At 72.7% G+C, this 25952-nt stretch carries 32 protein-coding genes and 2 tRNA genes; 21 read left to right on the forward strand and 13 right to left on the reverse strand.

Annotated elements, in window-relative coordinates; translation table 11 throughout:
* The first annotated feature begins 108 nt into the window (after positions 1-108).
* Positions 109-1104 (forward strand): aldo/keto reductase family protein, encoded by a 996-nt coding sequence (locus QSK03_RS04455; protein ID WP_285648758.1) that lies wholly within the window; start codon positions 109-111, stop codon positions 1102-1104.
* Positions 1105-1110: 6 nt separating this feature from the next.
* Here QSK03_RS04455 and dprE2 read toward each other — a convergent pair whose 3' ends face one another.
* Positions 1111-1872, reverse strand: a complete 762-nt coding sequence (dprE2, locus tag QSK03_RS04460; protein WP_285648759.1) for a decaprenylphospho-beta-D-erythro-pentofuranosid-2-ulose 2-reductase — start codon at positions 1870-1872, stop codon at positions 1111-1113.
* An 85-nt stretch (positions 1873-1957) separates the two neighbouring features.
* Between dprE2 and QSK03_RS04465 the strand changes: the two genes are divergently transcribed.
* From QSK03_RS04465 to QSK03_RS04475, 3 genes are all read left to right on the forward strand, one after another.
* Positions 1958-2275: a P-II family nitrogen regulator gene (locus tag QSK03_RS04465; protein ID WP_285649240.1), complete on the forward strand. Its 318-nt coding sequence runs from the start codon at positions 1958-1960 to the stop codon at positions 2273-2275.
* Positions 2276-2435: 160 nt separating this feature from the next.
* Entirely contained in the window at positions 2436-3410 is a 975-nt protein-coding gene (locus QSK03_RS04470) for an anti-sigma factor RsbA family regulatory protein (RefSeq protein WP_285648760.1), read from the forward strand.
* 41 nt (positions 3411-3451) lie between these two features.
* Positions 3452-4093 (forward strand): maleylpyruvate isomerase family mycothiol-dependent enzyme, encoded by a 642-nt coding sequence (locus QSK03_RS04475; RefSeq protein ID WP_285648761.1) that lies wholly within the window; start codon positions 3452-3454, stop codon positions 4091-4093.
* A gap of 11 nt (positions 4094-4104) precedes the next feature.
* On the opposite strand, the gene QSK03_RS04480 is transcribed toward QSK03_RS04475, so the two are convergent.
* Positions 4105-4848, reverse strand: a complete 744-nt coding sequence (locus QSK03_RS04480) for a TetR family transcriptional regulator (RefSeq protein ID WP_285648762.1) — start codon at positions 4846-4848, stop codon at positions 4105-4107.
* 142 nt (positions 4849-4990) lie between these two features.
* On the opposite strand from QSK03_RS04480, the gene QSK03_RS04485 reads away from it, so the two are divergent.
* Together QSK03_RS04485 and QSK03_RS04490 are read left to right on the forward strand one after the other, a co-directional pair.
* Positions 4991-5377 carry a VOC family protein gene (locus QSK03_RS04485; RefSeq protein WP_285648763.1) on the forward strand — a complete coding sequence of 129 codons (387 nt, stop codon included), beginning with the start codon at positions 4991-4993 and terminating at the stop codon, positions 5375-5377.
* Positions 5374-5754, forward strand: a complete 381-nt coding sequence (locus QSK03_RS04490) for a VOC family protein (RefSeq protein ID WP_285648764.1) — start codon at positions 5374-5376, stop codon at positions 5752-5754. The genes QSK03_RS04485 and QSK03_RS04490 overlap by 4 nt, the downstream gene beginning before the upstream one ends.
* Here QSK03_RS04490 and QSK03_RS33100 read toward each other — a convergent pair.
* From QSK03_RS33100 to QSK03_RS04500, 3 genes are all read right to left on the reverse strand, one after another.
* Complete coding sequence (locus QSK03_RS33100) at positions 5691-5888, reverse strand: nuclear transport factor 2 family protein (RefSeq protein ID WP_352231943.1); 198 nt, start codon at positions 5886-5888, stop codon at positions 5691-5693. The two genes, QSK03_RS04490 and QSK03_RS33100, sit on opposite strands and share 64 nt — an antisense overlap.
* Positions 5889-6078: 190 nt before the next feature.
* Positions 6079-6333 carry a hypothetical protein gene (locus QSK03_RS04495; protein WP_285648765.1) on the reverse strand — a complete coding sequence of 85 codons (255 nt, stop codon included), beginning with the start codon at positions 6331-6333 and terminating at the stop codon, positions 6079-6081.
* 370 nt (positions 6334-6703) lie between these two features.
* Positions 6704-6787 (reverse strand) — tRNA-His (locus tag QSK03_RS04500).
* A 285-nt stretch (positions 6788-7072) separates the two neighbouring features.
* Between QSK03_RS04500 and QSK03_RS04505 the strand changes: the two genes are divergently transcribed.
* From QSK03_RS04505 to QSK03_RS04535, 8 genes are all read left to right on the forward strand, one after another.
* Positions 7073-7432, forward strand: coding sequence for a bleomycin resistance protein (locus tag QSK03_RS04505; RefSeq protein ID WP_285648766.1), 360 nt, complete (start codon positions 7073-7075; stop codon positions 7430-7432).
* Between the two features lie 356 nt (positions 7433-7788).
* Positions 7789-8796: a glutaminase A gene (gene glsA, locus QSK03_RS04510; RefSeq protein ID WP_285648767.1), complete on the forward strand. Its 1008-nt coding sequence runs from the start codon at positions 7789-7791 to the stop codon at positions 8794-8796.
* Positions 8793-10457, forward strand: a complete 1665-nt coding sequence (locus QSK03_RS04515; protein ID WP_285648768.1) for an MFS transporter — start codon at positions 8793-8795, stop codon at positions 10455-10457. Before glsA ends, QSK03_RS04515 begins: the two co-directional genes overlap by 4 nt.
* Before the next feature lie 473 nt (positions 10458-10930).
* Entirely contained in the window at positions 10931-11710 is a 780-nt protein-coding gene (locus QSK03_RS04520) for an FtsK/SpoIIIE domain-containing protein (RefSeq protein WP_285648769.1), read from the forward strand.
* Positions 11711-11994: 284 nt separating this feature from the next.
* Entirely contained in the window at positions 11995-12372 is a 378-nt protein-coding gene (locus tag QSK03_RS33105) for a replication initiator (RefSeq protein WP_352231944.1), read from the forward strand.
* Complete coding sequence (locus QSK03_RS04525; RefSeq protein ID WP_502872126.1) at positions 12308-12517, forward strand: helix-turn-helix transcriptional regulator; 210 nt, start codon at positions 12308-12310, stop codon at positions 12515-12517. Before QSK03_RS33105 ends, QSK03_RS04525 begins: the two co-directional genes overlap by 65 nt.
* Complete coding sequence (locus QSK03_RS04530) at positions 12517-13644, forward strand: site-specific integrase (RefSeq protein ID WP_285648770.1); 1128 nt, start codon at positions 12517-12519, stop codon at positions 13642-13644. The genes QSK03_RS04525 and QSK03_RS04530 overlap by 1 nt, the downstream gene beginning before the upstream one ends.
* Positions 13645-13741: 97 nt before the next feature.
* Entirely contained in the window at positions 13742-13915 is a 174-nt protein-coding gene (locus QSK03_RS04535; RefSeq protein ID WP_285648771.1) for a site-specific integrase, read from the forward strand.
* A 5-nt stretch (positions 13916-13920) separates the two neighbouring features.
* Here QSK03_RS04535 and QSK03_RS04540 read toward each other — a convergent pair whose 3' ends face one another.
* Positions 13921-14388: a hypothetical protein gene (locus QSK03_RS04540; protein ID WP_285648772.1), complete on the reverse strand. Its 468-nt coding sequence runs from the start codon at positions 14386-14388 to the stop codon at positions 13921-13923.
* 310 nt (positions 14389-14698) lie between these two features.
* A tRNA-Tyr gene (locus QSK03_RS04545) sits at positions 14699-14779 on the reverse strand.
* A gap of 113 nt (positions 14780-14892) precedes the next feature.
* Here QSK03_RS04545 and QSK03_RS04550 point away from each other — a divergent pair.
* On the forward strand, positions 14893-15384 hold the full coding sequence (locus QSK03_RS04550) for a YajQ family cyclic di-GMP-binding protein (protein WP_285648773.1): 492 nt from the start codon (positions 14893-14895) through the stop codon (positions 15382-15384).
* Between the two features lie 19 nt (positions 15385-15403).
* Here QSK03_RS04550 and QSK03_RS04555 read toward each other — a convergent pair whose 3' ends face one another.
* Entirely contained in the window at positions 15404-16168 is a 765-nt protein-coding gene (locus QSK03_RS04555) for a hypothetical protein (RefSeq protein ID WP_285648774.1), read from the reverse strand.
* A gap of 207 nt (positions 16169-16375) precedes the next feature.
* Here QSK03_RS04555 and QSK03_RS04560 point away from each other — a divergent pair, with 207 nt between their 5' ends.
* The 3 genes from QSK03_RS04560 to QSK03_RS04570 are packed head-to-tail and all read left to right on the forward strand — an operon-like array spanning position 16376 to position 18810.
* The gene (locus tag QSK03_RS04560; RefSeq protein ID WP_285648775.1) at positions 16376-17104 is read left to right on the forward strand and encodes an ABC transporter substrate-binding protein; all 729 of its coding nucleotides are present in this window, start codon (positions 16376-16378) and stop codon (positions 17102-17104) included.
* Positions 17101-17421, forward strand: a complete 321-nt coding sequence (locus QSK03_RS04565) for a cupin domain-containing protein (protein WP_285648776.1) — start codon at positions 17101-17103, stop codon at positions 17419-17421. The genes QSK03_RS04560 and QSK03_RS04565 overlap by 4 nt, the downstream gene beginning before the upstream one ends.
* A 51-nt stretch (positions 17422-17472) precedes the next feature.
* Entirely contained in the window at positions 17473-18810 is a 1338-nt protein-coding gene (locus QSK03_RS04570) for an NAD(P)/FAD-dependent oxidoreductase (RefSeq protein ID WP_285648777.1), read from the forward strand.
* Here the strand turns inward: QSK03_RS04570 and QSK03_RS04575 are convergent.
* The 5 genes from QSK03_RS04575 to QSK03_RS04595 all read right to left on the reverse strand — a co-directional run bounded on the left by QSK03_RS04575 (position 18807) and on the right by QSK03_RS04595 (position 21922).
* Positions 18807-19355: a Clp protease N-terminal domain-containing protein gene (locus QSK03_RS04575; protein WP_285648778.1), complete on the reverse strand. Its 549-nt coding sequence runs from the start codon at positions 19353-19355 to the stop codon at positions 18807-18809. The genes QSK03_RS04570 and QSK03_RS04575 overlap by 4 nt on opposite strands.
* 65 nt (positions 19356-19420) lie before the next feature.
* Entirely contained in the window at positions 19421-19885 is a 465-nt protein-coding gene (locus QSK03_RS04580; protein ID WP_285648779.1) for a GNAT family N-acetyltransferase, read from the reverse strand.
* Positions 19878-20261 carry a VOC family protein gene (locus tag QSK03_RS04585; RefSeq protein ID WP_285648780.1) on the reverse strand — a complete coding sequence of 128 codons (384 nt, stop codon included), beginning with the start codon at positions 20259-20261 and terminating at the stop codon, positions 19878-19880. Before QSK03_RS04585 ends, QSK03_RS04580 begins: the two co-directional genes overlap by 8 nt.
* 205 nt (positions 20262-20466) lie before the next feature.
* Positions 20467-21300 (reverse strand): zinc metalloprotease HtpX, encoded by an 834-nt coding sequence (htpX, locus tag QSK03_RS04590; protein WP_285648781.1) that lies wholly within the window; start codon positions 21298-21300, stop codon positions 20467-20469.
* 55 nt (positions 21301-21355) lie between these two features.
* A complete protein-coding gene (locus tag QSK03_RS04595) occupies positions 21356-21922 on the reverse strand; it encodes a PaaI family thioesterase (RefSeq protein ID WP_285648782.1) in 567 nt (188 codons plus the stop codon).
* A 72-nt stretch (positions 21923-21994) separates the two neighbouring features.
* Between QSK03_RS04595 and QSK03_RS04600 the strand changes: the two genes are divergently transcribed.
* From QSK03_RS04600 to QSK03_RS04610, 3 genes are all read left to right on the forward strand, one after another.
* Positions 21995-22801 (forward strand): enoyl-CoA hydratase-related protein, encoded by an 807-nt coding sequence (locus QSK03_RS04600; RefSeq protein ID WP_285648783.1) that lies wholly within the window; start codon positions 21995-21997, stop codon positions 22799-22801.
* Positions 22802-22973: 172 nt separating this feature from the next.
* The gene (locus QSK03_RS04605) at positions 22974-24860 is read left to right on the forward strand and encodes a 2-oxoacid:acceptor oxidoreductase subunit alpha (RefSeq protein WP_285648784.1); all 1887 of its coding nucleotides are present in this window, start codon (positions 22974-22976) and stop codon (positions 24858-24860) included.
* Positions 24857-25951 carry a 2-oxoacid:ferredoxin oxidoreductase subunit beta gene (locus QSK03_RS04610; RefSeq protein WP_285648785.1) on the forward strand — a complete coding sequence of 365 codons (1095 nt, stop codon included), beginning with the start codon at positions 24857-24859 and terminating at the stop codon, positions 25949-25951. Before QSK03_RS04605 ends, QSK03_RS04610 begins: the two co-directional genes overlap by 4 nt.
* Position 25952 lies beyond the last annotated feature (1 nt).

Consider the following 25952-nt stretch of genomic DNA (forward strand, 5'->3'; position numbering starts at 1 on the left):
TGCTTCGACCGGTCGATGCGGTGCGCCGATCGGATCTGCGCTTCCGGTCACCGGTAGTGTCGATCTCTGCGCACGCCGTCACCGACGTCGGCGCCTACGGTGGCGGACGTGCGTTTCCGCCAGCTCGGTTCGAGCGACCTCCAGGTCTCCGAGATCTCCCTCGGCTCCTGGCTGACCTACTCCGGCGGCGTCGAGGCCGACGCGACCGCGGCGTGCACGCGGGCCGCGTTCGACGCCGGCATCACGTTCTTCGACACCGCCAACGTCTACGGCCGCGGCGCCGCCGAGGAGGCCTGGGGCCGCATCCTGGCCGACTACCGGCGCGAGGACTACGTGCTCGCGACGAAGGTCTACTTCCCGATGTCGGACACCGACCGGGGCCTGTCGCCGGCGCAGATCCGCAAGCAGATCGACGCGTCGCTCGCCCGCCTGCGCACCGACCACGTCGACCTCTACCAGTGCCACCGCTTCGACGCCGAGACGCCGATCGAGGACACGATGGAGGCCCTCGCCGAGGTCGTGCGCTCCGGCAAGGCCCGCTACCTCGGCGTCAGCGAGTGGACCCCGGACCAGATCCGCGCCGGCCTCGAGGCGTGCCCCGACGACGTGACCATCGTGTCATCGCAGCCCCAGTACTCGATGCTCTGGCGCGCACCGGAGGCCGAGGTCTTCGGCGTGACCGCCGAGCACCGCATCTCGAACATCGTCTGGTCGCCGATCGCGGAGGGCGTGCTCACCGGGAAGTATCGCCCGGGCGAGCCGGTCCCCGTCGACTCGCGGGCGGCCAGCGACGAGATGAACGGCTTCATCCGCCAGAAGCTCACCGACCACACGCTCGAGGCCGTGCAGCGGCTGGTCCCGGTCGCCGAGGGCGCGGGGCTGTCGATGGCCGAGATGGCGCTGGCGTGGGTGCTGCGGCGCCCCGAGCTCGCGTCGGCGATCGTGGGCGCGTCCCGCCCCGAGCAGGTGCACGCCAACGCCGCGGCCGCCGGCATCGAGCTCTCGGCCGACACCCTCGCCGCGATCGACGACGCGCTGGGCGACGTCCCGGCCACCGGCCCCCGGCTCGCCCCCGGCGCCTCGGCGGGGATCACCCACCGCTGAGGTGCGCTACCGCGGCAGGCGGCGCCAGGCCCAGCGGGGCAGCAGGCGCATCCCGGTGAAGAGCACGCGCAGGGCGCCGGGCACCCAGACGACGTCGCGGCCCGCGGTCAGGGCGTCGGCGGTGGCGTCGGCGACCTGACCCGGCGTCGACGACAGCGGCGCCGGGTCGAGCCCGCTGTCGGCCGTCATCCGCCCGACGACGAACCCCGGGCGCACGAGCGTGAGGTGCACCCCGCTGCCGTGCAGGGCGTCGGCCAGCCCGGAGGCGAAGCCGTCCAAGCCCGCTTTCGCCGAACCGTAGACATAATTGGCTCGACGGACTCGCACCCCGGCCACCGACGAGAACACGACGATCTCGCCACGCCCCCGGGCCCGCATCCGCGCCGCGACGTCGGTGAGCACCGCGACCTGCGCGACGTAGTCGGTGTGCACGACCGCCGCGGCGTGGGCCGGGTCGCGCTCGGCCCGGGCCTGGTCGCCGAGCACGCCGAACGCGACGACCACCGTGTCCGGCGCTCCGTGCTCGGCCTCGACGGCGTCCAGCACGGCGCCCTGGGCGGCGAGGTCGTCGGCGTCGAACTCGACGGTCGCCACCGTGGCGCCGCTGCTGCGCACCGCCGCGGTCTCGGCCGCCAGGTCGTCGGCGCGGCGGGCGGCGAGCACGACCGTGCCGGCGCGGCCGGTCGTCGCGAGCCGGCACGCGAGCGCCACCCCGATCTCGCTGCGACCGCCGAGGACGAGGACGACCGGGGAGCTCTGCGCAGGCACCGCGGCAGCCTAGGGAGCGCTCGCCCCGGAGCTCGCGGGGCCGTAGCGTCACGCCGACCCGGACGAGGGAGCGCACGCCGTGAAGATGGTGCACGCGATGGTGCCGGCCCACGCGATCGACGGCGTGCGCCGGGCCCTCGAGCGGCACGCGGTGCTGGGGATGACGATCTCGGAGGTCCGCGGTCCGAGTACGGACGGTCACCGCGAGGTGCATCGCGGCGCCGTGGTCCTCGACGACCTGGCACCCTGCCTGCGGATCGAGACGATCGTCCACGACGATCTCGTGGAACGGGTCCTCACCGAGGTCGCGACGGCCGTCCACCCTGAGGGGCGTCTGTGGGTCGCTCCGCTGGAACTCGTCACCCGCGTCCGGACGGGAGAACGCGGCGAGGACGCCGTCTGACACCGTCGTCCACGCAGAGTGACCCCTCGCCCACACCTCGTTCGACCGCCCGCCGCACACCCCGCCCCGCTCGGCGGAACCCGCTGTCCCGCGAGCGCACCGCCAGGACAGGATCGATCTGTCGCGGGGTGAGACACCATCGGTACGGGTGGTGGTGGGGGTGAGGTCGTCGGACACGATCGGGCGTCACCGCCGTGGCTCCACGGAGTCCGGCTTCGAGCACGCGGCGCTGCTCTACGACGACGACGAGGGACTCGTCGCCGGTGTGGTGAACCACGTGCGCGCGGGCCTCGAGGCCGAGGACGTCGTCGTGGTGGTCCTGCCCGATGCGCACCTCGACCTCGTCCGTGACGGGCTCGGCGGGGACGCCCCCGGTGTCGTCCTGCAGGAGGCCCGGCGTCTCGGGCGCAACCCGGCCCGGCTGGTGCCGGCGTTGCACGGGTTCGCCGACCAGTATCCCGGCCGCCGTATCCGCGCCGTCGGCGAGGGCCTGTGGCCCGGCCGGCCGGAGGACGAGCTCGCGGCGCACCTCCAGCACGACGCGCTGACCAACGTGGCCTTCGCCGACCGTCCGGTCACGATGCTCTGTCCCTACGACACGCGCCGCCTCGACACCGACACCGCGGCCGACGTGCGCGCCGCGCACCCGCTGCTCGTCGAGGCCGGCGACACGGTGCCGAACGCGACGTTCGCCGACCCGCTCAAGCTGGCCGAGGCCGTGGCCGGCCCCTTCCCCGACGCGCCCGACATGGGCGAGACCCTCGTCTACACCGCCCCGCACGGGCCTCGGACCGTCCGGCGGGCCGTCGCCGAGCACGCCGCCGCCGCCGGGCTGGGGGCCGACCGTCTCGCCGACCTGTGCCTGGCCGTGCACGAGGTCGCCGTCAACACGGTCGTGCACACCGAGGGGCCCGGCATCCTCTCCCTCTGGCACACCGATGACCGCGTGGTCGTCGAGGTCCAGGACTCCGGCTACATCGCGGACCCGCTCGTCGGCCGCCACCCGCCCGGGCCGGAGGACGGCCGGGGGTACGGCCTGTTCCTCACCCACCGGCTCTGCGACCTGGTCCGGATGCAGAGCACGCGGGACGGCGGGACGACGGTCCGGATGACGATGTACCTGGACCACCGGTAGCGCTACTGTCGGCGACTCCCGCCGACCCCCGGGAGCACGTCGTGGACGCCGCCGAGCTGCAGGCCGACATCACCGCCGAGCGCCGCGGGCTCGCCGACGTCATCGACGCGTTGCAGCCCGAACAGTGGCGGGAGCCGTCGCTGTGCACGGGCTGGACCGTGAAGATCCTCGTGGCACATCTCGCGCTGACCTCGCGCATCACCCCGATCCAGGCGATGTGGGGTGTCGTCACCGCGGGCTTCGACATCAACAAGATGATCGACCGTGCCGCACGGGCGCACGCCGCGCGCTACTCCCCCGCCGAGCTCGCGGCCCAGTTCCGCGAGTCGGCCGACTGGACGCGGCGGCCGTTCGGCGCGAAGCCGCGCGATCCGCTGGTCGACATCCTCGTCCACGGGCAGGACCTGACCCGACCGCTCGCCATCGCGCACCCCATGCCGCCCGCGCACGTGGTGCCGGCCCTCGAGTACGCCGTCGGGGCCTCCTTCTACGGCGCGCCGAAGCGCCTCGAGGGCCTGCGTCTGGTCGCCACGGACGCCGACTGGTCCTCCGGCGCGGGCGACCGCGAGCTGCGCGGACCGTCCGGCGACCTGCTCCTGGTCACCACCGGGCGCGCCAGCGGCCTCGCGGCCCTCGAGGGCTCGGCCGTCGACGAGATGGCGACGCGCCTCGCCGCGACCTGAGACGCCCGGAGCTAGCCCGCGGGGCGCCGCGCCCGCGCGTAGGCGTCGCCGTCCGGTCCGGGGCGCTCCGTCCACCCCGACGTCACCCAGCGCCCGAGCCAGGAACCCGCGGCGATGGTCGGCAGGAGTCCGAGCCAGGTCGCCGACATGCGCTCCCAGACCGTCGGCCCGTCGGGCTGGGCCTCGGCGAGCAGGTGGTGCCCGACGATCGTCGAGAGCAGCGTCGCGCTGGTCGCCGCCGGGTCGGCGCCCTCGATGAGCAGCCCGGCGGCGCGGGCGCGCTCGAGCAGGACCTCGCTCTCGGCGCGCCACACCTCGACCCACTTGTGGCGGTCGGTCTGCAGGCCCGGGTCCTCCCGCAGCACGCGCACACCGCCCTGGACCACGGGGTCGTGCATGAGGCGCGCGATCTGGGCGTCGTAGACGACGAGCAGCGCGCGCAGCGGGTCGAGATCGCGGGCCGCGATGCGCTCGGCGATGTCGTCCCAGGACGCGAGGGTCTCGTCCACGACGGCCCGGCCCAGGGCGGCCTTGGACTCGAAGTGGAAGAACAGGGCGCCCTTCGTGCGCCCGCCATCGGCGACGATCTGCGCAAGCGTGGTCAGGTGGTAGCCCTGCGTGGCGAACCGGCGGGCGGCCGCGAGGACCAGTTCCCGCCGCGTCGACCGTGCCCTGACCTGCAGGTTGGCCGCGGCGACATGATCGGACCAGCGCGACACCGGCAGCTCGAACCAGCGAGCTTCCCCCGGCGTCATGACGGGGAGTATGCGAGCGCCGGACACCGCCGACCAGAGATCCTCCGTGATCCGAGCGGTTCCTCCCCGCACGTCACCTTTGGGCTGGACCGTCCGGCCGAGATCACGAAGACCCGCTTGCGCCGCCGAGCATGCTGACCCGATGACCACGCTGTCGGCATCGGGCCGGCTCATGGGCTTCGTCGGGGTCGCCGACCTCGACGCCGCCCACCGCTTCTACGGCGAGGTCCTCGGCCTCGAGCTCGTCGACGAGCGCCCGTTCGCCCTGGTCGCCGACGTCGGCGGCACCATGCTGCGGATCACCGCGGTCGGCGAGCCGGCCGCTGCGCCCTACACCGTGCTCGGCTGGGCGGTCGACGACATCGCCGCGACGGTCGACGAGCTCGCCGCCCGCGGCGTGGCGTTCACCCGCTACGAGGGCATGGGCCAGGACGAGCGCGGCGTGTGGATCGCGCCCGGCGGCGCGAAGATCGCGTGGTTCCTCGACCCGGACCGCAACAACCTTTCGCTCACCGAGCTCCCGCGATGATCATCGGTGCGCACGCGATCCTCTACACCGCCGACGCCGAGGCGGACCGGGCGGCGCTCGCCGAGATCCTGCGCGGAGCGCCGTCCGTCGACGCCGGGGGCGGCTGGCTGATCCTCGGGCTGCCGCCGGCAGAGGTGGCGGTGCACCCCACCGACGGTGCGCCGCAGCACGAGCTGTACCTGATGTGCGACGACATCGAGGCCACCGTCGCCGACCTCGGCGGGCGCGGCATCGCGGTCGAGGGTGGCGTGAGCGACCAGGGCTGGGGGCTGCTCACGACCATCCGCCTGCCCAGCGGAGCATCGCTGGGGCTCTACGAGCCACGGCACCCCGTCGCGGCGCGCGGTGAGTCAGCGCGGAGCGCCGACACGTCGTAGACCGCGTCGTTCGTGAAGAGCTCGCCGAGCCGGTGCAGCTCGCGGTCGTCGACGAGGTGTCCGTGCAGGGCGATCAGCTGCTCGATCGCCACGACGTCGCCGGGTCTCGCCACGCAGGGCACGGGACGGAGCATTCCCGGCGCGAGCGGCGGGAACCGGACGTCTCGCCGTCCCCCCGTGAGGAAACCGCCCGCAGCTGCGGACCTCCCCGGTGTCCACCGAGAGCGGTGTCCAGGAGCGCGACCGACGAGATGAGCAGCGCACCGACTCCTTCACCGACGAGATCGAGGAGGTCGGCGGCGACGTGTCGGCCGTCCACCGCGATCAGGCCGCTCCGCCGTCGGGACGGAGCTGCTGGCAGACCTGCGCGATGCTGTTCCACAACTCGCGCGCTTCCTGGTCGTGCGCAAGCCAACTCTCCAGGTGGAGCGCCGCGGCCGTGTCGCCGTGGGTGGCGAGCACCTGGAGGTCGACGAGTCGGTCGAGCCACTGGCGATCGACGTGCTCGGAAAGTGTGGGCTCGGGTGCGGGAGAGGTGATGGTGTCCTGCCTTCGTGGGGCCTGCCCGGTCGTGCCCACCACCGATCCCCCTGCGGGCAGTGGTGGGCACGACGGTCCCGAGCGTCGCGGTCGATGCCACACGCTCGGGAAACCGTCCCGACGCGCCGAGGAGCAACGTCGTGACGGCGACTGGGTGCACGGCTCAGCGCGGTGTCGCGGTGGAGCCGGATGGGTGTGCAGGTCGCATTCCTAGGAGTGCCCAAGCCCCTGATCGGGTCGTGCACTGAAGCCGAAGGTCCGCATGACCGACGGCGGCGATCCAGCTGCCCCGTGACTGTCCTCGTCCCGGGCCCCTCGTGGCAACCCCGAGCACCGCCTCGATTGGGATCAGAACATGACCCAGATCATGAAGAAGGCCCGTTCTCGCTGGTCAGCGAGGGAACGGGCCTGGTGTGGCGGGTCCAGGACTCGAACCTGGGAAGCTTGCGCGACGGATTCACAGTGCGCGCCCGTTGTGGGCCTGACCTGCCACGACGTCAGCGATCTTGGCGCTCGCCCGTGAATAGTCCGCGTACGCGCAGCCGGGTCCCTGGTCTCCCCGTCGGCCAGGTCCTCCCGGAGCGCGCCAGGGGCCGGGGTCCAGGTGGAGCACCCGACGCGCTGAACGACCTGGGCCCCGGCCCCTGGTGTGCTACGCCCTCGCGGTGGCCGGCGGGGAGACCCACCCCTCCCCGGAGGTCGCCTGGGGTGCGGGGGCGGCGAGCGCCCCGCTCATTCCTGCTCGCGTGAGGTCTGACGGCGGGTGCAAGGTAGGCCCATGGCCGATCACGTGGTGGCGGTGCCGATCCTGCCGGCGCGGGACATGGCGGAGGTCGTCGAGTTCTGGTCCCGAGTCCCGCACCTCACGGTCGACGAGTACGCCGGGGGCGGCTACGCGTTCGTTCGTCATCAGGGCGCCGAGGTGATCCACCTGGGGCACTTTCCGGACGTCGATCCGTCGACGAACCGGGCCGGCTGCTACCTGCACGTCACCGCGGTCGACGACCTCCGGCGGGAGTTCGTGCATGCCGGCGTCCCCGCCTCCGAGGTCGTGGACGAACCGTGGGGCATGCGCGAGTTCCGTGTCACCGACCCGAGCGGCAATCTCGTCCGGCTGGGCTGCGGGTCCGTCGGCTGAGTAGTCCTCCCGGAGATCGAACGCGCCCGCGGCGGCGCCTGCGTTCCGGACCGGCGGCGGAGGCCGGCGGAAGCGGGGACGGGCCGTGGTCGAGCACGGCGCCAGCCGCGCGCAGCGCCACGAGCCCGGCCCTGCGATCCCGCCGTGCCTCGGCCGCCCAACCGGGGCAGCACCGCGCCGCCGCAGGCGGCGCGCTTGATCCTCTAGAGGACGATTCGGCAGCGGTCCCAAGACATCACGGATGGGAGGAAGTCGAGGCACTCACTGTGCCCGAGAGACTTCCTCGGGCGAGGCCGCGTGGACCATGATGCGTGCCCGAACTGCCACGCCGGGTCGGGGTCCGAAGGGGGTGGGGGATGGACGTTGACGCGTCCGGGGTGCCCCAGGTCGCGGTCACCGGGGCAGTGCCGTCGGGTCCAGACACCGATCGGCTGTTGACCGAAGCCCATGAGCACGCCTCCCGCCACGCTGAGGGGGCGGTGGCCGACTACATCCCGATCTTGGCCGCCGCCGACCCGGAGGTGTTCGGGGTGTGCCTGGCCGATGTCGAGGGGGGTCTGCACGAGGTCGGAGACACCCGGGTGCCGTTCTCGATCCAGTCCATCTCCAAGGCGTTCGTGTACGCCCTGCTGTGCGACGCGCTCGGGCACGAGCGGGCGTTCGAGATGGTCGGGGTCAACAACACGGGGCTGGCGTTCAACTCGGTGGTGGCGATCGAGCTCAACGACGGCCACCCGCGCAACCCAATGGTCAACGCGGGCGCGCTCGCGACCACCGCCCTGATTCCCGGTGAGACCACCGAGGACCGCTGGGCGGTGATCCGTGAGGGGTTGTCACGGTTCGCCGGGCGCGCGCTCGAGGTAGACGACGAGGTCTACCGGTCGGAGTCGACGACCAACCATCGCAACCGGGCGATCGCGCAGCTGCTGGAGAGCTACGGGCGCATCGAGCGCGACCCGGGCGGGGTGGTCGAGGTCTACACCCGTCAGTGCTCGCTGAGCGTCGACGCCCACGACCTGGCGGTCATGGGCGCGACCCTGGCCGACGGCGGGGTCAACCCCGTCACCGGGCAACGGGTCGTGGCCGCCACCGTCGCTCGCGACACCCTGGCCGTCCTGGCTGCGTCCGGGCTCTACGAGCGCTCCGGGGAATGGCTGTTCGAGATCGGGCTGCCGGGCAAGTCCGGGGTTGCCGGCGGCCTGGTCACCGTCGCCCCGGGCAAGGCCGGTATCGGTTGCTACGCCCCTCGCCTCGACGCGGCCGGCAACAGCGTGCGCGGTCAGATCGCCACCGCGCACCTGTCCCGCGCGCTCGGGCTCCACGTGTTCGCTTCAAACCCGCACGTCGAGGAGAGACCGCGATGACCGACGCTACCGACATCACCGACACCCCCGATCCGGGTGCAGCGGTGCGGGCGTCGTGGACACCGATGGTGGGTCTGTTCCTGGCCCAGATCCTCATGTCCTACAACGTGGCCGCGCTGCCGGTCTCCCTCGGCGGCATGGTCGACACCTTCGAGGTCGCGCCGACCGAGGTCAGCACCGCGATCGTCACCTACGGTCTGGTCGTCGCCGCCCTGGTGATGGTCGGCGCGAAGATCGGCCAACGGGTCGGCTGGGTCGTGGTGTTCCGGGCCGTGGTGGTGCTGTTCGCGCTCTCCGCGCTCACCATGATCCTGGCGCCGTCGGTGGGCTGGGTGATCCTCGCCCAAGCACTCGCCGGCGCGTCAGCCGCGATCATCGTGCCGTCGCTCGTGGCGCTGATTGCCGAGAACTACCACGGCGACCAGCAGGCCACCGCCATCGGCTCCCTCGGATCAGCACGTGCCCTGGCCGGGGTCAGCGCGTTCCTCATCGGCGGCACCCTGGCCACCTACGTCGGGTGGCGACAGGTCTTCGTCGTCGTGCTCGTCATCGCCGTCGCGGTGTTCGTACTGAGTTTCCGGCTGCGCTCCGACCGCGGCAACCCCGAGATCAGCATCGACGTCGTAGCTGCCGTCCTGATCGGCGCCGCGATCGTCATGCTGACCCTCGGGGTGAACAACCTCAACAGCTGGGGCCTGCTACTCGCCGAACCCGACGCCCCGTTCACCGTCCTCGGGGTCTCCCCCGCTCCGGTCCTCATCGTACTGGGGATCGTGCTGGTCCAGGGCTTCTTCCTGTGGACCCGGCGCCGCACCGAGGCCGGCCGGGTGCCGCTGGTGAGCCTGTCGGTGCTCGGCTCCGGCCGCGAACGCGCCGCCGTCTACGCGATGTTCGTCGTGGTCGCCCTCGAGGCGGCCCTGAACTTCACGGTGCCGCTCTACATCCAGATCGTGCAGGGCCGTACGGCCTTCGACACCTCGCTGGCGATGCTGCCGTTCAACCTGACCGTGTTCGTCACCGCGATCTTGGTCGTCCGGGTCTACGGGCGGTTCAGCCCACGCACCATCGGCATGGCGTGCTTCGGGCTCACCACCGTCGCGCTGACATGGCTCTCGTTCGTCGTCACCAACAACTGGGAGACCCTGCCCACCATTCTCGGGCTCTTCGTGTTCGGCGTCGGGCAGGGCGCCCTGGTCACGCTCGTGTTCAATGTGCTGGTCACGGCCTCGCCCAAGGAGCTCTCCGGTGACGTCGGCTCGGTGCGCGGCACCGTGCAGAACCTCGCTTCCGCCGTCGGTACCGCCGTGGCCGGGGCGCTGCTCGTGGGCATCCTCAGCGCCAACGTCGCCACCGCCCTCGCCCGCACCGTCGAGCTCCCACCCGAGCTCGTCGCCCAGGTCGATCTCGACAACACCAACTTCATCAGCAATGAACGCCTCCAGACCGTGCTCGCCGGCACCACCGCCACCCCCGCCCAGATCGACGCCGCCGTCGCCCTCAACGAGGAAGCGCGCCTGCGTGCATTGCGGCTCGGACTGCTGGTCCTCGCCGGGGTCAGCGCCCTCGCGATCCTGCCCGCCAGCCGCCTGCCCGACTACCGACCCGGCGAGCTCCCCGCGAACATCGTCGCGGACAGCGGCAGCGCACCATCGAGAACGTGAGGCCGGCGTCACGTGGCGGTGGTCGCACGGCTCCTCGTTCGAGCGCCTGATCTCCTCGCGGGTGTTCCGCTTCGGCCGGCGCATCCGGTACCGGAGCGGCTTCGCCGATCTCATGGCGTCGGCCGGCCTCCAGGCACGCGACGCCTCCGCCCGTCTCGTCGTGCCCCGGCTGCTGTGGTGCCGCCTCGGCCCGCACGCCGATCTGCTGACCGTCCAGCTCTGCCCCGGCGTGACGCGGGAGGACCTCGAGGAGCGGTCGGACGAGCTGCGCTCCGAGTTCCGGGCCCTCGACGTCCGGGTGCTCGCCCACCGGCGCCGCGGCTGGGTGTGGTTGCGCGTGATCTGCGCGGACACGCTGATGGAGCCCACCGCGCCGCCGAGCTCGGCGCACGCCGTCGATCTCGAAGCGCTCCCGCTCGGGCCGGGAGGACGGCTCGCCGTGGCGGCTGCGGCTGCTCGGGCGGCACGTCCTGATGGCCGGCGCCTCCGGCTCGGGCAAGTCGTCGATGGTCGCCGGTCTGCTGTTGGCGCTCGCCCCGGCGATCCGCGAGGACCTGGCGCGCGTCATCGGGATCGACCCGAAGGGCGGCATGGAGTTCGGCATGTGCGCCGAGCTGTTCCACCTTCTGGCCGCCGACAGCGACGAACACCTCGTCGTCGGTCTGGAGGCCGCGGCCGCGCTCACCGCGCAGCGCACCCGCGAACTGCGCTCCCGAACTCGTCAGCACGTGCCGACGACCGCCGAGCCGTTCTACGTCGTCCTCGTCGACGAGGTGGCCTCTCTGACCACCTACATCGCCGATCGCGCGCTGCGCAGCCGTGCTCAGGCCGCGCTCGGGCAGCTGCTCACCAAGGGCCGCGCTCCGGGCGTCTCGGTGGTCGGGTGTGTGCAGGACCCGCGCAAGGAGGTCGTCGACCTCCGCGGGCTGTTCACCACGCGCGTCGGCCTGCGGATGACGGAGAAGACCGAGGTCGCGATGGTCCTCGGGGACGGCGCCCGGGATCGCGGTGCGCGGTGCGACCAGATCAGCGCGCTCACTCCGGGCATCGGCTATGTGGTCGACGACGAGGACCAGACCCTGACCAAGGTCCGGTCGGTCTACGTGGACGACGAGCAGATGCGCTGGCTCGCCCGCACCTACCCCAGCCCGACCCGTGAGGACGTCGGGTCGGTGATCCCGGTCCAGCGCGACGAGCCGACTCCACGCAAGAAGGCCAAGAGCGCTCCGACGAAGGGCGGTGAGTCCTCGTGAGCGCTGAGGCGGTGACGCCAGCTGGGGGCTCCGGGAGCACGGGGGGATGCGCTCCCGGAGCCGAACGTCCACGCTACGCCGACGGGGCCGTGAGCCCGCCGGCTGAGGCGGGAAGGACCCCAGAGGGCGGCGTCAGGGACCCGTGGCCCCCCGCCGGGTCACCCGACGCCAGGCTCGTCGAGCGCTCCCCAGCCTCGACGAGTGCACACCATTCGGGTGACGTGGACGAGCGGTTCGACGAAGCGCGATTTTCGACGTCTCGTGCCAAGCGGTCCGCGCTCCCGATGACCGCCGACGTGGCCCGGGCGATGGCCACCGAGCACGGCGTCTGCATCCGGCCGGTGGCGCTGCGGCGGATCGACACCGAGACCGGCCGCACCGAGGTCGTGCCCGTCGCGTGCGGGTCGACGCGACAGGACGTCTGCGGCCCGTGCGCGGTGAAGGCCCGGACCCTGCGCATGGCTCAATGCCGCGAGCCGCGAGCCGCGAGCCGCGAGCCGCGATCGCCGAACGCCAGCGATGGCGCGCGGAGTACACCGCGGCCCAGCTCGCGGCCTCGGGGGACCTCCCGTGTTCGGCAACGAGCGGGGCGGCGGCGTGAGCGCCCGGGTTCCGGCACCGCGGCGGCCGGTGGAGAAGCTGACCGTCGAGCAGGTCTGTGACGAGTTGCAGGTCGCGCGCTCGACGTTCTACCAGTGGCGCCAGCTCGGGAAAGCGCCCAAGTGCATCCGGCTTCCGAACGGCGCGATCCGTGTCCGGCGGGCCGATCTCGACGCGTGGCCGGACGGCTGCGAGGTCCCGGCCTGATGGCGCCCGAGCGGGAGACGACGCTCGACGTGCGGGTCTGGGGTGTGACGAAGCGCGGGGGCGCGCGGGGCACGACGTACCGGGTGCGGTGGATCGTGGCCGGTCACGAGTGGCACGACTCGTTCCCGCACCGCCGGCAGGCCGACGGGTTCCGCTCCGAGCTGGTGGGTGCGATCCGGCGCGGGGAGCCGTTCGATCTGGCGACCGGCCGGCCCGTCTCGTCGACACCCGAGGTCGCGGCGGTGACGTGGTTCGAGCTGGCGTGCGACTACGTCGACATGAAGTGGTCCCGGCAGGCCGGTAAGAGCCGGCGCGGCATCGCGGAGTCGCTGACCACCACGACCCCGGTGCTCCTGACCACCGACCGCGGCCGACCGGACGACGACGTCCTCCGCGCCACGCTCTACGCCTGGGCCTTCAACGCGCCGGTGCGCGCCGCCGGCCCGCCCGCTGACGACGACATGGCCGCGGCGGCTCGCTGGCTCGCTCAGCACACGGTGCCGGCGGCGGCGCTGTCCGACACCGTGCTCGTGCGTGCGGTGCTGGACCGCTTCACGGTGCGGCTCGACGGGACGCCGGCCAGTGCGAGCACCGTGACCCGCAAGCGCGCCACGTTGTTCAACATCGTCGAGTACGCCGTCGAGCGGGAGCTGCTGCCGTCCAATCCGCTGCGCACGATCCGCTGGAGCGCCCCCAAGCTCGCTGACACTGTCAACCCGCGGGCGGTGGTCAACCCGGTGCAGGCGCGCGCGCTGCTCGAGGCGGTGAGGGTGCAGGGCAAGGCCGGGCCGGCGCTGGTCGCGTTCTTCGCCGCGATGTACTACGCAGCCCTTCGCCCGGCCGAGGCCGTGGAGCTCCGCCGCGACGCGCTGACGCTGCCCGAGGAGGGCTGGGGCGAGCTGTACCTCACCGGCTCGGCCCCGGAGACCGGCCGCGTGTGGACCGGGCTCGCCACCCGCCGGGAGCCGCGCGGACTCAAGCACCGGGGCCGTCAGGACGTGCGGATCGTTCCCTGTCCCCCGCCGTTGGTCCGACTGCTGCGCGACCACCTCGACAGCTTCGGCGTCGACCGGCAGGGCCGGCTGTTCCGTGGTGCTCGGGGCGGCCCGCTGGCCGGCAGCGTCTAGCAACGCGTGTGGCGCGACGCCCGCGAGAAGGCCCTGACGGCCCTCCGAGGTCGCCTCACCGCTCGCCCGCCGGCCCTACGACCTCCGGCACGCCGCCGTGTCGACCTGGCTGAACTCCGGCGTGCCGGCACCGCAGGTCGCCGAGTGGGCCGGCCACAGCGTGAATGTGCTCCTGCGCGTTTACGCGAAGTGCATCGTCGGCCAAGAGGACGCCGCCCGACGCCGGATCGCCGAGGCCCTTGGTGAGGGGGAGCCGGAGGGCGGCCGATGAGCGGGCTACTCCTCTTCCGAACCTCTCGCATGCACTTCCGAACCGTCAGCGGTGCCGCCCCGCCACCAGCTGACGAGACCGACCGGGACGAACAGTGCGAGGAACGCCACCACAAGCCACAGCAGGACGTCGGTGACCACCGAGTCCATCCACCAACAGAACGCCATGATCGCGCCGCCGAGCACGACAAGAACAAGAACGGTGACAAGCGATTGCGTGTCCCGGGTGCGACCGGCCTTTGTGTCCTCAAGAACAGCCAGGGCGGTGGCCTGGGCGCTCACGAGCTCGCGCAACCTCGCCTGTGCGTCCTCGGCATCGGCCTCGGTCGCGAGTTTTGCCAGCTCGAGGTTCTCCTTGAGGTCATGCCTGAGCCGAGCGGACTTCCGACCACTTCGGAGCATTCCGTAGATCGTAGAGGCGATGGCGAGCAGGACCGGACCCGCCGTCTTGAGCTGATCGAGTACCGGCCCCATGACATCCTCCAACCGTCTTACCCCAACATGTGGGGTAACTACACGGGCGTAACTCCAGCATGTAGTGCTCACGGTACCGGATCAGCATCGTCCAGCCGGCAAGGGGTTGCGACGGCCCGACTCAACCTTGCACCGGCCCTACGTGGCGGGGCGTCGCGCTTCGACCGCCCGGGGCACGTGCGGAGATCAACTCGTCCGTGCATCGTCCGTGGACACCGGCGCACGACCGGTCACAGCCGGACGGAGCGGAACATGGTGCCAATCATGAAGAAGGCCCATCGTCGCTGGTCAGCGAATCGATGGGCCGGTGTGGCGGGTCCAGGATTCGAACCTGGGAAGCTTGCGCGACGGATTTACAGTCCGCTCCCTTTGGCCACTCGGGCAACCCGCCAGGGCGTGTGCCACCCCGCAGGACGGCGTCGGAGAGACTACAGACCGGGGCCTACCCTCCGTGCAGGCGGGGCCCCGGTTGATCGCCGGGCCGACACGTCAGGGAGGACGACGATGGCCAACCCCTCGTTCGACGTCGTGAGCAAGGTCGACCGCCAGGAGGTGGACAACGCGCTCAACCAGGCGGGCAAGGAGCTGTCGCAGCGCTTCGACTTCCGCGGCACGGGCGCCGACGTCTCCTGGGCCGGCGAGGAGGCGATCACGATCAGCGCCGAGACCGAGGAACGCTGCAAGGCGGCGATCGACGTCTTCAAGGAGAAGCTCATCAAGCGGGGCATCTCCATGAAGGCCTTCGACGTGGGCGACCCCGCCCTGTCGGGGAAGGCCTACAAGGTCACCGGCTCCCTGGTCCAGGGCATCAGCAAGGACAAGGGCAAGGAGATCTCCAAGGTCATCCGCGACGAGGGCCCGAAGGGGATCCAGGCGCAGATGCAGGACGACCAGCTCCGCGTCACGGGCAAGAAGAAGGACGACCTCCAGGCCGTCATCTCACTGCTCAAGGACCGCGACTTCGAGATCGCGCTGCAGTTCGTCAACTACCGCTGAGCCGCGACGCGCGCCGGGGTCAGGCGCGGCGGTGGCGGCCGACGTAGCGCACGCCGGTGGCCCCGGCCACGGCGGCCGCGCCGAGCAGGCCGTAGGTCAGGACGTCGGATGCCCCGGACGGGGCACTGCCGTCGCCGGCGGCCACGCCGCCCACGGGGTAGTCGGACGCGGTCTGGGCCACGACCGGCGCGGGGTCGGAGTCCGACGCGACCCGATCGGTGTCGGTGTCGGTGTCGGTCTCGTCGTCGGAGTCGGAGTCGCCGTAGTCGAACGACTCGCACGCCTGCCCGTCGTCGTCGGCGTCGAGGCGCTCGGGGTCGCTCGGGTCCGCGTCGAGGGCGTCCTGGGCGTCGTCGCGGGACGCGAAGTCGGCGCAGTCGCGATCCGTGGTGACCGGCGAGGTCGCCGACGCCGCACGGTGCGAGGACCCCGACGAGACCGCGGGACGGCTGCCCTCGTGCGCACGAGAGCCCGACGAGCTCCCGGTTGACGAGCCATCGCCGAGGTCGACGTCGGTGATCGGCGACGACGAGGACGGCCGGTGGGGCAGCTTCTCGCAGGCCTCGTCATCGTTGTCGTCGTCGAGCTGGTTCGGGTCCGAGGTGTCGGCGTCGTAGACCTCCTGCGCGTCCTCCTGGTACCGGAAGTCACCGCAGTTGTGGACGTCGTTGCCGGCCGCGAAGGCCATCCCCGTCCCCGGCCCCACCACGCTCAGCAGCGTCAGCGACCCGAGGGCGGCGGCACGGGCGCGGCGGGTACGGCGGGTGGCACGATGAGCGGGCACGGTCTCGGTCTCCTGGTTCGACGAGGGGTGTCGGCAGGACCGTCGTCCGGGCGTGCGCGTTCGTTAGGACCAACCGCATGTACCACTCGCGCGGACGTACTTCGCCCGTTCCGCGCAACCCCGAGCCGGCTCCTGCGTCCTGATCTCCTGCGAGGACGCCGGATCACGGCCGTAGCCAGGCGACCTCGCCGGCGGCAGACTGCCGCTGTGGATCGCGACGGGGCGCTGCGCGTCGGGTCGGCGCTGCCCGACCCGCCGTTCGAGCTCGAGGGCGCCGACGGTGTCGAGGGCTTCGACCCGGCCGTGATGCGGGCCGTGGCGCAGCAGCTGGGCCGGGAGTACGTGCTCGTCCGCTACGAGGCCGACGACTTCGACGGCATCTTCGCCGGGCTCGACCGCGGCGACTACGACGTCGTGGCGTCGGGCGCGACGATCACCGACCATCGCCGGACGCTGGCGCGCTTCTGCCGCCCCTCCGTCCGGTCGGGGCAGAGCCTGGTGGTCGCCGAGAAGGACGCGGGCGAGGTCCACGGCGTCGACGACCTCGCCGGGCGGACCGTCGGCGTCCAGCACGGCAACACCTCCGAGCCGGTGGCCGACGAGCTCGCGCGCTCGGGACGCGTCGCCGGCGTCCGGCGCTACGCGTACCGCGCCATTCTCACGGCCCTGGACGACGTCGAGGCCGGGACGATCGACGCGTTCATGAAGCTCGAGCCCGTCATGCGCTGGCTCACCCGCGACCGCGGGCTGGCCGTCGTCGCGACCGGCATCACCCACGAGGACCTCGGCGTGGCGGTCCGCCGGGACGACGCCGCGCTCGCCGAGCAGATCGACGGAGCCCTCGACGCCCTGCGCGCCGACGGCACCCTCACCCGGCTCGGCCGGGACTGGCTCGGCACCGACGCCCCGGGCAGCACGACGTCGGTGGTCACGTGAGCCGCCTGGTCCGGCTCTGGACCGAGGACGGGCAGTCCCGTTTCCGGGAGGAGGACGGGCTGCCGCCGGCGGCCGACGCGCGTCGCGTCCACGCCGAGGAGTCGCCGGCCGGCAGCACGCTCGACTGGCACGACGCGCCGTGCCGCCAGTACGTCGTCACCCTCACCGGCACGCTGCGGTTCACCACGCGCGACGGGAGCAGCTTCGTCCTGCGGCCCGGCGACGTCCTGCTCGCCGAGGACACCGCCGGCGGTGGCCATCGCTGGGAGCTGATCGACGACCAACCCTGGCGGCGCGTCTACGTCGAGCTCCGGTGAGCACTCCACCGTGGCGTATCCCGTGAGGCGCCGGCGGGGTAGGCAGGGCGCATGAGCGAGCGGATCGTCGTCGTGGGCGGGGGCTTCTCCGGATCGGGCGTGGCGCGTCGGCTGGAGAAGCTGCTGCCCGACGCCGACATCCGGCTCGTCTGCCCCGACGACTTCATGCTCTACCTGCCCCTGCTCCCCCAGGTCGCGGCGGGACTGCTGCCGGCGCCGGCCGCGGTGGTGTCGCTGTCGCACGGGCTGCGGCGCACGGTGCTGGTGCCGGGACGGGCGACGGGCGTCGACCTCGACGCCCGCCGGGTGCTCGTCCGCAGCATCACCGGCCACGACGAGGCGCTCGCCTACGACCGGCTGGTGCTCGCGCCCGGCAGCGTCACCAAGGTCATGGACATCCCCGGGCTGCGGGAGTACGGGCGGGGCTGCAAGACGCTCGCCGAGGCCGCGTACCTGCGCGACCACGTGCTGGCCCAGCTCGAGGTCGCCAACACCTCCGACGATCCCGAGGAACGGGCCCGGCGCTGCCGCTTCGTCGTCGTGGGCGGCGGCTACGCGGGCGTCGAGACCGCGGCCAACCTGCAGCTGATGACGACGGCGCTCGCCCGCCGCTTCCCGCGGCTCGACCCGGCGATGGTGCAGTGGCACGTCGTGCAGCACCACGACGGGCTGATGCCCGGGCTGGGCGAGCGGCTCGGCGAGGACACGCGGCGCGTGCTCGAGTCGCGCGGCGTGCACGTCGACCTCGGGATCAGCCTGACCGCGGCCGACGACGAGTCGGTGACGCTGTCCGACGGCCGTCGCCTCGCCACCTCGACCCTGATCTGGACGGCCGGCGTCTCCCCGAGCCCGCTGGTGAGCCATCTCGGCCTGGACACCGACCACGGGCGCCTGGTGGTGGGCGCCGACCTGTCGGTCCCCGGCCGTCCCGAGGTGTTCGCGCTCGGGGACGCCGCGGCCGCGCCCGACCTCGCGACGGGGAACGGCGCGGTCTGCCCGCCGACGGCGCAGCACGCCACGCGCCAGGCGCCGGTGGCCGCCGAGAACGTCGCCGCGAGCCTGGCGGGCCGCCCGACGCGCGAGTACCGCCACCGCGACCTCGGGATGGTCGTCGACCTCGGCGGCTCCGACGCCGTCGCCAAGCCGTTCGGGATCGACCTGTCCGGCGGCGTGGCCGCCGCCGTGACGAAGGCCTACCACCTGTGGGCGATCCGGGCCCCCGCGACGATGACGCGCGTCGCCAGCAACTGGGTGCTGGGCGCCCTCCACGGCGCGAGCGCAGTCCGGCTGGGCTTCCTCACCGGCGCGAGCGGACGCCTCGCGGAGTTCGAGCACACCGACGACTACCTGGGCCCGACGCAGGTCCGGGAGGCGATCGCCCGGCTCTAGCCCGCGCCCTCGAGGGCGTCGAGGCGGTGGTCGAGCCGGCGCAGCAGCTCCAGGACGCGGTCGAGCTGCGACATCAGGGGCGCGGTCGCGGCGTAGGGGCGCGCACTGCGGTCGGCGGCGAGGTCGCGGCGGGCGTCGGCGACGACGACGTCGGGGTCGACGTCCAGGGCCGCCAGGGTCCGGGCCGCGTCCTCGGCGCGGTCGGCGAGAACGCCCAGCAGGAGATGGCGGACGCCGAGGCCCGGGTCGGCGGCCTCGTCGGCGGCGCGGCCCGCGGCCTCGAGCGCCATCACGGCACCCGGGGTGTACGGGCGGTGGCCGGCGGGAGGATCGCCCCGCCCGGCCCGCCGGCGGAGGGTCTCCTCGCGGGCGCTGTCGATGTCGAGCGCCGCGAGGACCCGGCCGCCGTGGTCGCGCTCGTCGAGGGCGAGTCCGAGCAGCAGGTGGGCGGTCCCGAGCCGGGCCTCGCCCGCACGGGCCGCCTCCCGGTCGGCGAGGAGGAAGACGCGGATGACCCGCTCGGTCTGGCGCGACGTGAGGCTCATCGGTCCACCGTCGGGGGCCGGTGGCCGCCGCACCTCGGGGTCGGCCCCCGGTCCGTCTCGGGGTCTCACCACTGTCTGGCGTAGTAGTAGCTCGGCTCGCTGTTGCCGGGCTCGGTGTGGCGGTAGCCGTGGGCCTCGTAGAACCGTCGGGTGTCGTGGTCCTCGCCGTCGACGTTGATCTCCAGCTGCCGGCCGCCCCGCGCGTGGGCGAGGGCCTCGACCGCCGTCAGCAGCGCGTGGCCGATCCGGCGTCCTCGCCGGTCGGGGCGCACGTAGAGCTCGTCGAGCAGCGCGACCGGGGCGTCGGACCACGCGTTGGGGCGGAACGACACAACGGCGAGGGCGTCGGGCGGGTCGCCGTGCAGGAGGGCGACGAGGTCGTCGTCGTCACGGTCGCCCAGCAGGGTGCGCAGCCGCCGCATCAGCACCGCGACGCCGGGCGTCGGGGTGTCGAACTCGGTGTTGAAGTCGTGCAGCAGGCCCGCCACGGCCGCGGCGTCGTCGGCGCCGGCCCGGCGCACCTCACCCATCGGAGCCGTAGCGCCGGGTGAGGATCTCGAAGTGGTGGCCGGCGGGGTCGTCGAAGTACAGCCCGCGCCCGCCGTGGTGGGTGTTGAACTCCCCGGGACCGCGCTGGCCGACGTTGGCCCAGAACGGGATGTCCCGCTGCCGGAGGCGGGCGAGGATCGCGTCGAAGTCGTCGTCGCCGACGTGGAACGCGACGTGCTGGCCGGGGAACTCGAACGGCGGGGCGGCGTAGTCGATCGTGCAGGTGTCGTCGACGTCGACGGCGAGGAACGGCCCCGACGGGTAGGGGTCGGGCAGGCCGAGGACGTCGGCGAGGAACTGGGCGGACGTGTGGGCGTCGTGGGCGGCGAGCGCGAGGTGGTCGAGGCGAACGGCCATGGGGTGGTGTCATCTCCTGGCACCGCCGTCCGCCGGTCTGACACCGGCCCGGACGCGACGCTGGCGCCATCCGACCGCCCGCCGTCACGACCGTCAAGGCCGGCGTGTCGCCGCGGCGAGCATGTGGCGATCCTGGCGTCAGACGCCAGGAAAGCCGCATTGCTCGAACACCCCGTGTTCGACGAACACCCCGTGTTCGACGACCTCAGCCGCCGTTGCGGGCCATGGCTTCGAGGCGGTCGATGCGGTCGGAGAGCGGCGGGTGGGTGGAGAACATCCGCGAGAGGCCCTCGCCCGGCCGGAACGGGTTGGCGATCATCAGGTGCGACTGGCTGACGAGCTGCGGCTCCGGGGGCAGCGGGGCGACCGCGGTGCCGTACTCCAGCTTGCGCAGCGCCGAGGCCAGGGCCAGCGGGTCGTGCGTGAGCGTCGCGCCGCTGGCGTCGGCCTGGTACTCGCGGGAGCGGCTGATCGACATCTGGATGATCGCCGCCGCGAACGGGCCGATGATCGCGACGGCCAGCACGGCGAGGAAGTTCCGGTTGCCGCCGAAGATCTGCGCGGCGATGACGAGGTAGGTCACGACGCTCGAGAGCGCGCCGGCCACCGACGAGATGAGGATGTCGCGGTTGTAGACGTGCGAGAGCTCGTGGCCCAGCACGCCGCGCAGCTCGCGCTCGTCGAGCAGCCGCAGGATGCCCTCGGTGGCGCACACCGCGGCGTGGCGCGGGTTACGGCCGGTGGCGAAGGCGTTGGGCGCCTCGGTCGGGCTCACGTACAGGCGCGGCATCGGCTGGTGCGCGTCGGTCGCGAGCTCGCGCACGATCCGGTACATCACCGGCTGCTCGGCCTCGCTGACCGGGCGCGCGTGCATCGCCCGCAGCGCGAGCCGGTCCGAGAAGAAGTACGAGTAGCCGTTGACGCCCAGGGCGACGACCAGGGCGATCAGCAGGCCGGTGCGTCCGAACAACGAACCGATGACCAGCACGATCGCGCTGAGCACACCCAGCAGCACCGCGGTCTTCAGGCCGTTGCGCACCGTGCTCTCCTCCTCGGGGACGTCTCCACCCGGGACAACGCGGTCACGCCGGACGCTAGTTCCCGGCGCGCGCGGCCTCGATCATCTCGCGCGGGGCGCCGAACGCCTCGAGGTCCTCGGGCCTGCCGTGCTTGAGGAAGTGCTCCGGACCGACCTTGAGGAACAGCGCCCGCGCCGTGCCCGCGAGCTCCCCGTCGAGCTCGCCGAGGAAGGCGACCCCCGAGACGTAGATCTTGCGGCCCACGACGGCGTCGACGCGCGAGCGCAGCCAGAGCGTGCTGCCGACCGGGATCGGGCGGCGGAAGTCGGTCTCCAGCCGCGCCGTGACCGCGGAGCGGGCGATCTGCGTGTAGGCCGTGCCGAGGGCGTCGTCGAACGCGGTCATCAGCATCCCGCCGTGCAGCAGCCCCGGCGCTCCCTGGTGCTCCTCCAGGACGTCGAACCGGCTGTGCACGGACACACCGTCGTCGCCCACCCACGTGCGCAGGCGCAGGCTGCCCGGGACGTCGCCGCAGCCGCGGCAGCCCGCGTAGTGCGAGGACGTCCGCTCACCGGGCCCGGGCGCCTTGGGGTGCTTCTGCGGCGCCTCGGCGTCGGCCGGCGGGTCGATGGAGATCGGCACGTCGCCGCACGTTACCGACGCCGAGGGCCTCCCGGACCGCGAGTCGCGTCACGTGGGAGGCATGCTGGCGCCATGCCCGAGCCCGATGTCCGCGTGGAGCGTCTCGACGGTCCCGTCGGTTCCACGGCCCTCCTCACCGTGTCCGACCCGCAGCGCCGCAACGCCATGACGACGGTGCTGTCCGACCGGCTGGTCGCCGTGCTCGCGGAGATCGCCGCCGACACCTCGGTGCACGCCGTGGTGGTCACCGGCGATGACGACCCCAAGCCCGCGTTCTGCGCGGGCGGCGACCTCGACGAGCTGGCCGCGGCCGGCGAGGCGGGCCCGGACGCGCTCGAGCGCATCTACGCCGGGTTCCTGGCCCTGGCCGAGTGCCCGCTGCCGACGTTCGCCGCCGTCGACGGACCCGCGGTCGGGGCGGGCCTCAACCTGGCGCTGGCCGCCGACGTGCGGATCGCGGGCGAGACGGCCCGCTTCGAGCCCGGCTTCCTCCGCCTCGGCGTCCACCCCGGCGGGGGCATGACGTGGATGGCGCAGCGGATCGTCGGTCCCCAGGTGACGACGGCGATGCTGCTCGGCGGCGAGGGCCTCGACGCCGCGCGCGCCGCCGCGCTGGGGCTGGTGGTCAAGGTCGCGACCGGCGAGGGCACCGACGGGCGGTCCCCGGCGGTGGCCGAGGCGCTGCGCATGGCGGCGACGTCGGCGGCCGCCCCGCGCGAGCTCGTCGTGAACACGAAGGCGAGCATCCGGGCGACCGGGCAGCTCGACCGGCATGGCGACGCCGTCGCCGTGGAGGTCGGCCCGCAGCTGGAGTCGTTGCGCTCGGACGGCTTCCGCGAGGGCCTCGCCCGCGTGCGCGCCGGCACCGGGAGGAAGTGAACCCGGACGGTCCGCCACGCCGAACACCGGAGGTGCGCAACGCGCCTGTTTCGGTCCAGCCTGTGACCCACGACCAGCCGCCGGACGGTCCCGGAGCGGTGAGGTTAGCCTGGGTAGTCCACTCCTCCCGGATGGATGTACCACGAGCAAGGCGAAGGGACGGAAGAGCTCGATGAGCACTGACACCGCCGTCGGGCCGTCTGGTCGGGAGGTGCGCCAGACCCATCGGGTCGTCATCCGCTTCGCGGGCGACTCCGGGGACGGCATGCAGCTGACCGGCGACCGGTTCACCTCCGAGGCCGCGGCCTTCGGGAACGACCTCGCGACGCTGCCGAACTTCCCCGCCGAGATCCGTGCCCCTGCCGGGACCCTCCCCGGGGTGTCGAGCTTCCAGCTCCACTTCGCGGACTACGACATCCTCACCCCCGGCGACCGGCCCGACGTCCTCGTCGCGATGAACCCGGCGGCGCTCAAGGCGAACCTCGCCGACCTGCCCCACGGCGGCGTCCTCATCGTCAACACCGACGAGTTCACCAAGCGCAACCTCGCGAAGGTCGGCTACGAGTCCAACCCGCTCGAGGACGACTCGCTCGACCCGTACACGGTCCACCAGGTCGCGATGGCGACGCTGACCCGCGGGGCGCTCGAGCCGACGGGGATGAGCAAGAAGGACGCCGAGCGCGCGAAGAACATGTTCGCGCTCGGCCTGCTGTCCTGGATGTACCACCGCGGCACCGAGGGCACCGAGCAGTTCCTGCGCGAGAAGTTCGCGAAGAAGCCCGAGCTCGCCGAGGCCAACATCCTCGCGTTCCGGGCCGGCTGGAACTACGGCGAGACCACCGAGAGCTTCGCGGTCACCTACGAGGTCGCGCCGGCGCGGCTGGCCGAGGGCACCTACCGCCAGATCACCGGCAACCTCGCGCTCGCCTACGGCGTCGTCGCCGCCGGGCAGCAGGCGAAGCTCCCGGTCTTCCTCGGCACCTACCCGATCACACCGGCGTCCGACGTCCTGCACGAGCTCTCGAAGCACAAGGGCATGGGCGTCACGACGTTCCAGGCCGAGGACGAGATCGCGGGCATCGGCGCCGCGCTCGGGGCGTCGTTCGGCGGCTCGCTGGGCGTCACGTCGACCTCCGGCCCGGGTGTCGCGCTGAAGTCCGAGACGATCGGCCTCGCGGTGGCCCTCGAGCTGCCGCTGCTGATCCTCGACGTGCAGCGCGGCGGCCCGTCGACCGGCCTGCCGACGAAGACCGAGCAGGCCGACCTGCTCCAGGCCATGTACGGCCGCAACGGCGAGGCCCCGGTGCCGATCATCGCCCCGCAGTCGCCCGCCGACTGCTTCGACGCCGCGCTCGACGCGGTGCGGATGGCGCTGACCTACCGCACCCCGGTCTTCCTGCTCTCCGACGGCTCGATCGCCAACGGCTCCGAGCCGTGGCGCATCCCCGACGTCGACGCGCTCCCCGACCTGTCGGTCACGTTCGCGACCGAGGCCAACGCCCCGGACGGCTCCGGGGAGTTCTGGCCGTACCTGCGCGACGCCGACACCCTCGCCCGCCCGTGGGCCATCCCGGGCACCGCCGGCCTCGAGCACCGCATCGGCGGGCTGGAGAAGGCCGACGGCCCGGGCACGATCTCCTACGACCCGGACAACCACGACCGCATGGTCCGGCTGCGCCAGGCGAAGATCGACGGCATCGAGGTCCCCGACCTCACCGTCCACGACCCCGACGGTGACGCCGAGGTCCTCGTCCTGGGCTGGGGCTCGTCGTACGGGCCGATCGGGGCGGCCTGCCGCCGCGTCCGGGCCGCGGGGCTCTCGGTGGCCCAGGCGCACCTGCGCCACCTCAACCCGATGCCGCGCAACCTCGGCGACGTCCTGCGCTCGTACCGCCGCGTCGTGGCGCCCGAGATGAACCTCGGGCAGCTCTCGATGCTGCTGCGCGCGCGGTTCCTCGTCGACGCGCACTCGTACACCAAGGTCGCCGGCCTGCCGTTCCAGGCCGAGGAGCTCGCCGGCGTCCTCACCGACGCCGTGAAGGGGGACCTGCCCGCATGACGGCCACCGATCTGCCGACTCCCGCGGTCGGCGGTCTGGACCTCGTCCCGACCACCGACGAGCAGCAGAAGGCGAAGGACTTCACCTCCGACCAGGAGGTGCGCTGGTGCCCGGGCTGCGGGGACTACGCCGTGCTGGCGTCCGTGCGCTCGTTCCTGCCGGAGCTGGGGCTGCGCCGCGAGAACATCGTGTTCGTCTCGGGCATCGGCTGCTCGTCGCGGTTCCCGTACTACCTCGACACCTACGGCATGCACTCGATCCACGGGCGCGCGCCGACGATCGCGACCGGCCTCGCGGTGACGCGTCCGGACCTCTCGGTCTGGGTCGTCACCGGTGACGGCGACGCGTTGTCGATCGGGGGCAACCACCTGATCCACGCGCTGCGCCGCAACATGAACATCACGATCCTGCTGTTCAACAACAGGATCTACGGGCTGACCAAGGGCCAGTACTCGCCGACCTCCGAGGTCGGCAAGGTCACCAAGTCCACGCCGATGGGCTCGGTCGACGCCCCGTTCAACCCGGTGTCGCTGGCGCTGGGCGCCGAGGCGACGTTCGTGGGTCGCGCGCTGGACTCCGACCGCAAGGGCCTCACCGAGGTCCTGCGCCAGGCCGCCGCCCACCGCGGCGCCTCGCTGGTGGAGATCTTCCAGGACTGCCCGATCTTCAACGACGGGTCGTTCGACGTCCTGCGCAAGGGCGACGACGTGGCCGAGCGGCTGATCAAGCTGGTCGACGGCGAGCCGATCCTGTTCGGCAACGAGGGCGAGTACGGCGTCGTGCGCTCGGCCTCGGGCGGGCTCGAGGTCGCCCGGGTGGCCGACGTCGGCGAGGACGCCGTCGTGGTCCACCACGCCGACGAGCAGGACCCGACCCAGTCGTTCGCGCTCTCGCGGCTCTCCGACCAGGACCTCACCCACACCATCACCGGCGTCTTCCGCAAGGTCGACCGCCCGACCTACGACGACGGCGCGCGCGCCCAGGTCGCGGCCGCGAAGGAGCAGGCCGAGGCCCGCGGCGACAACCTCGACGCCCTCCTGCGGGGCAAGGACACCTGGGCGGTGCTCCCGGAGCCCGAGAACGAGCAGTAGG

Source organism: Actinomycetospora sp. NBRC 106375 (assembly GCF_030269665.1).
GTDB lineage: Bacteria > Actinomycetota > Actinomycetes > Mycobacteriales > Pseudonocardiaceae > Actinomycetospora.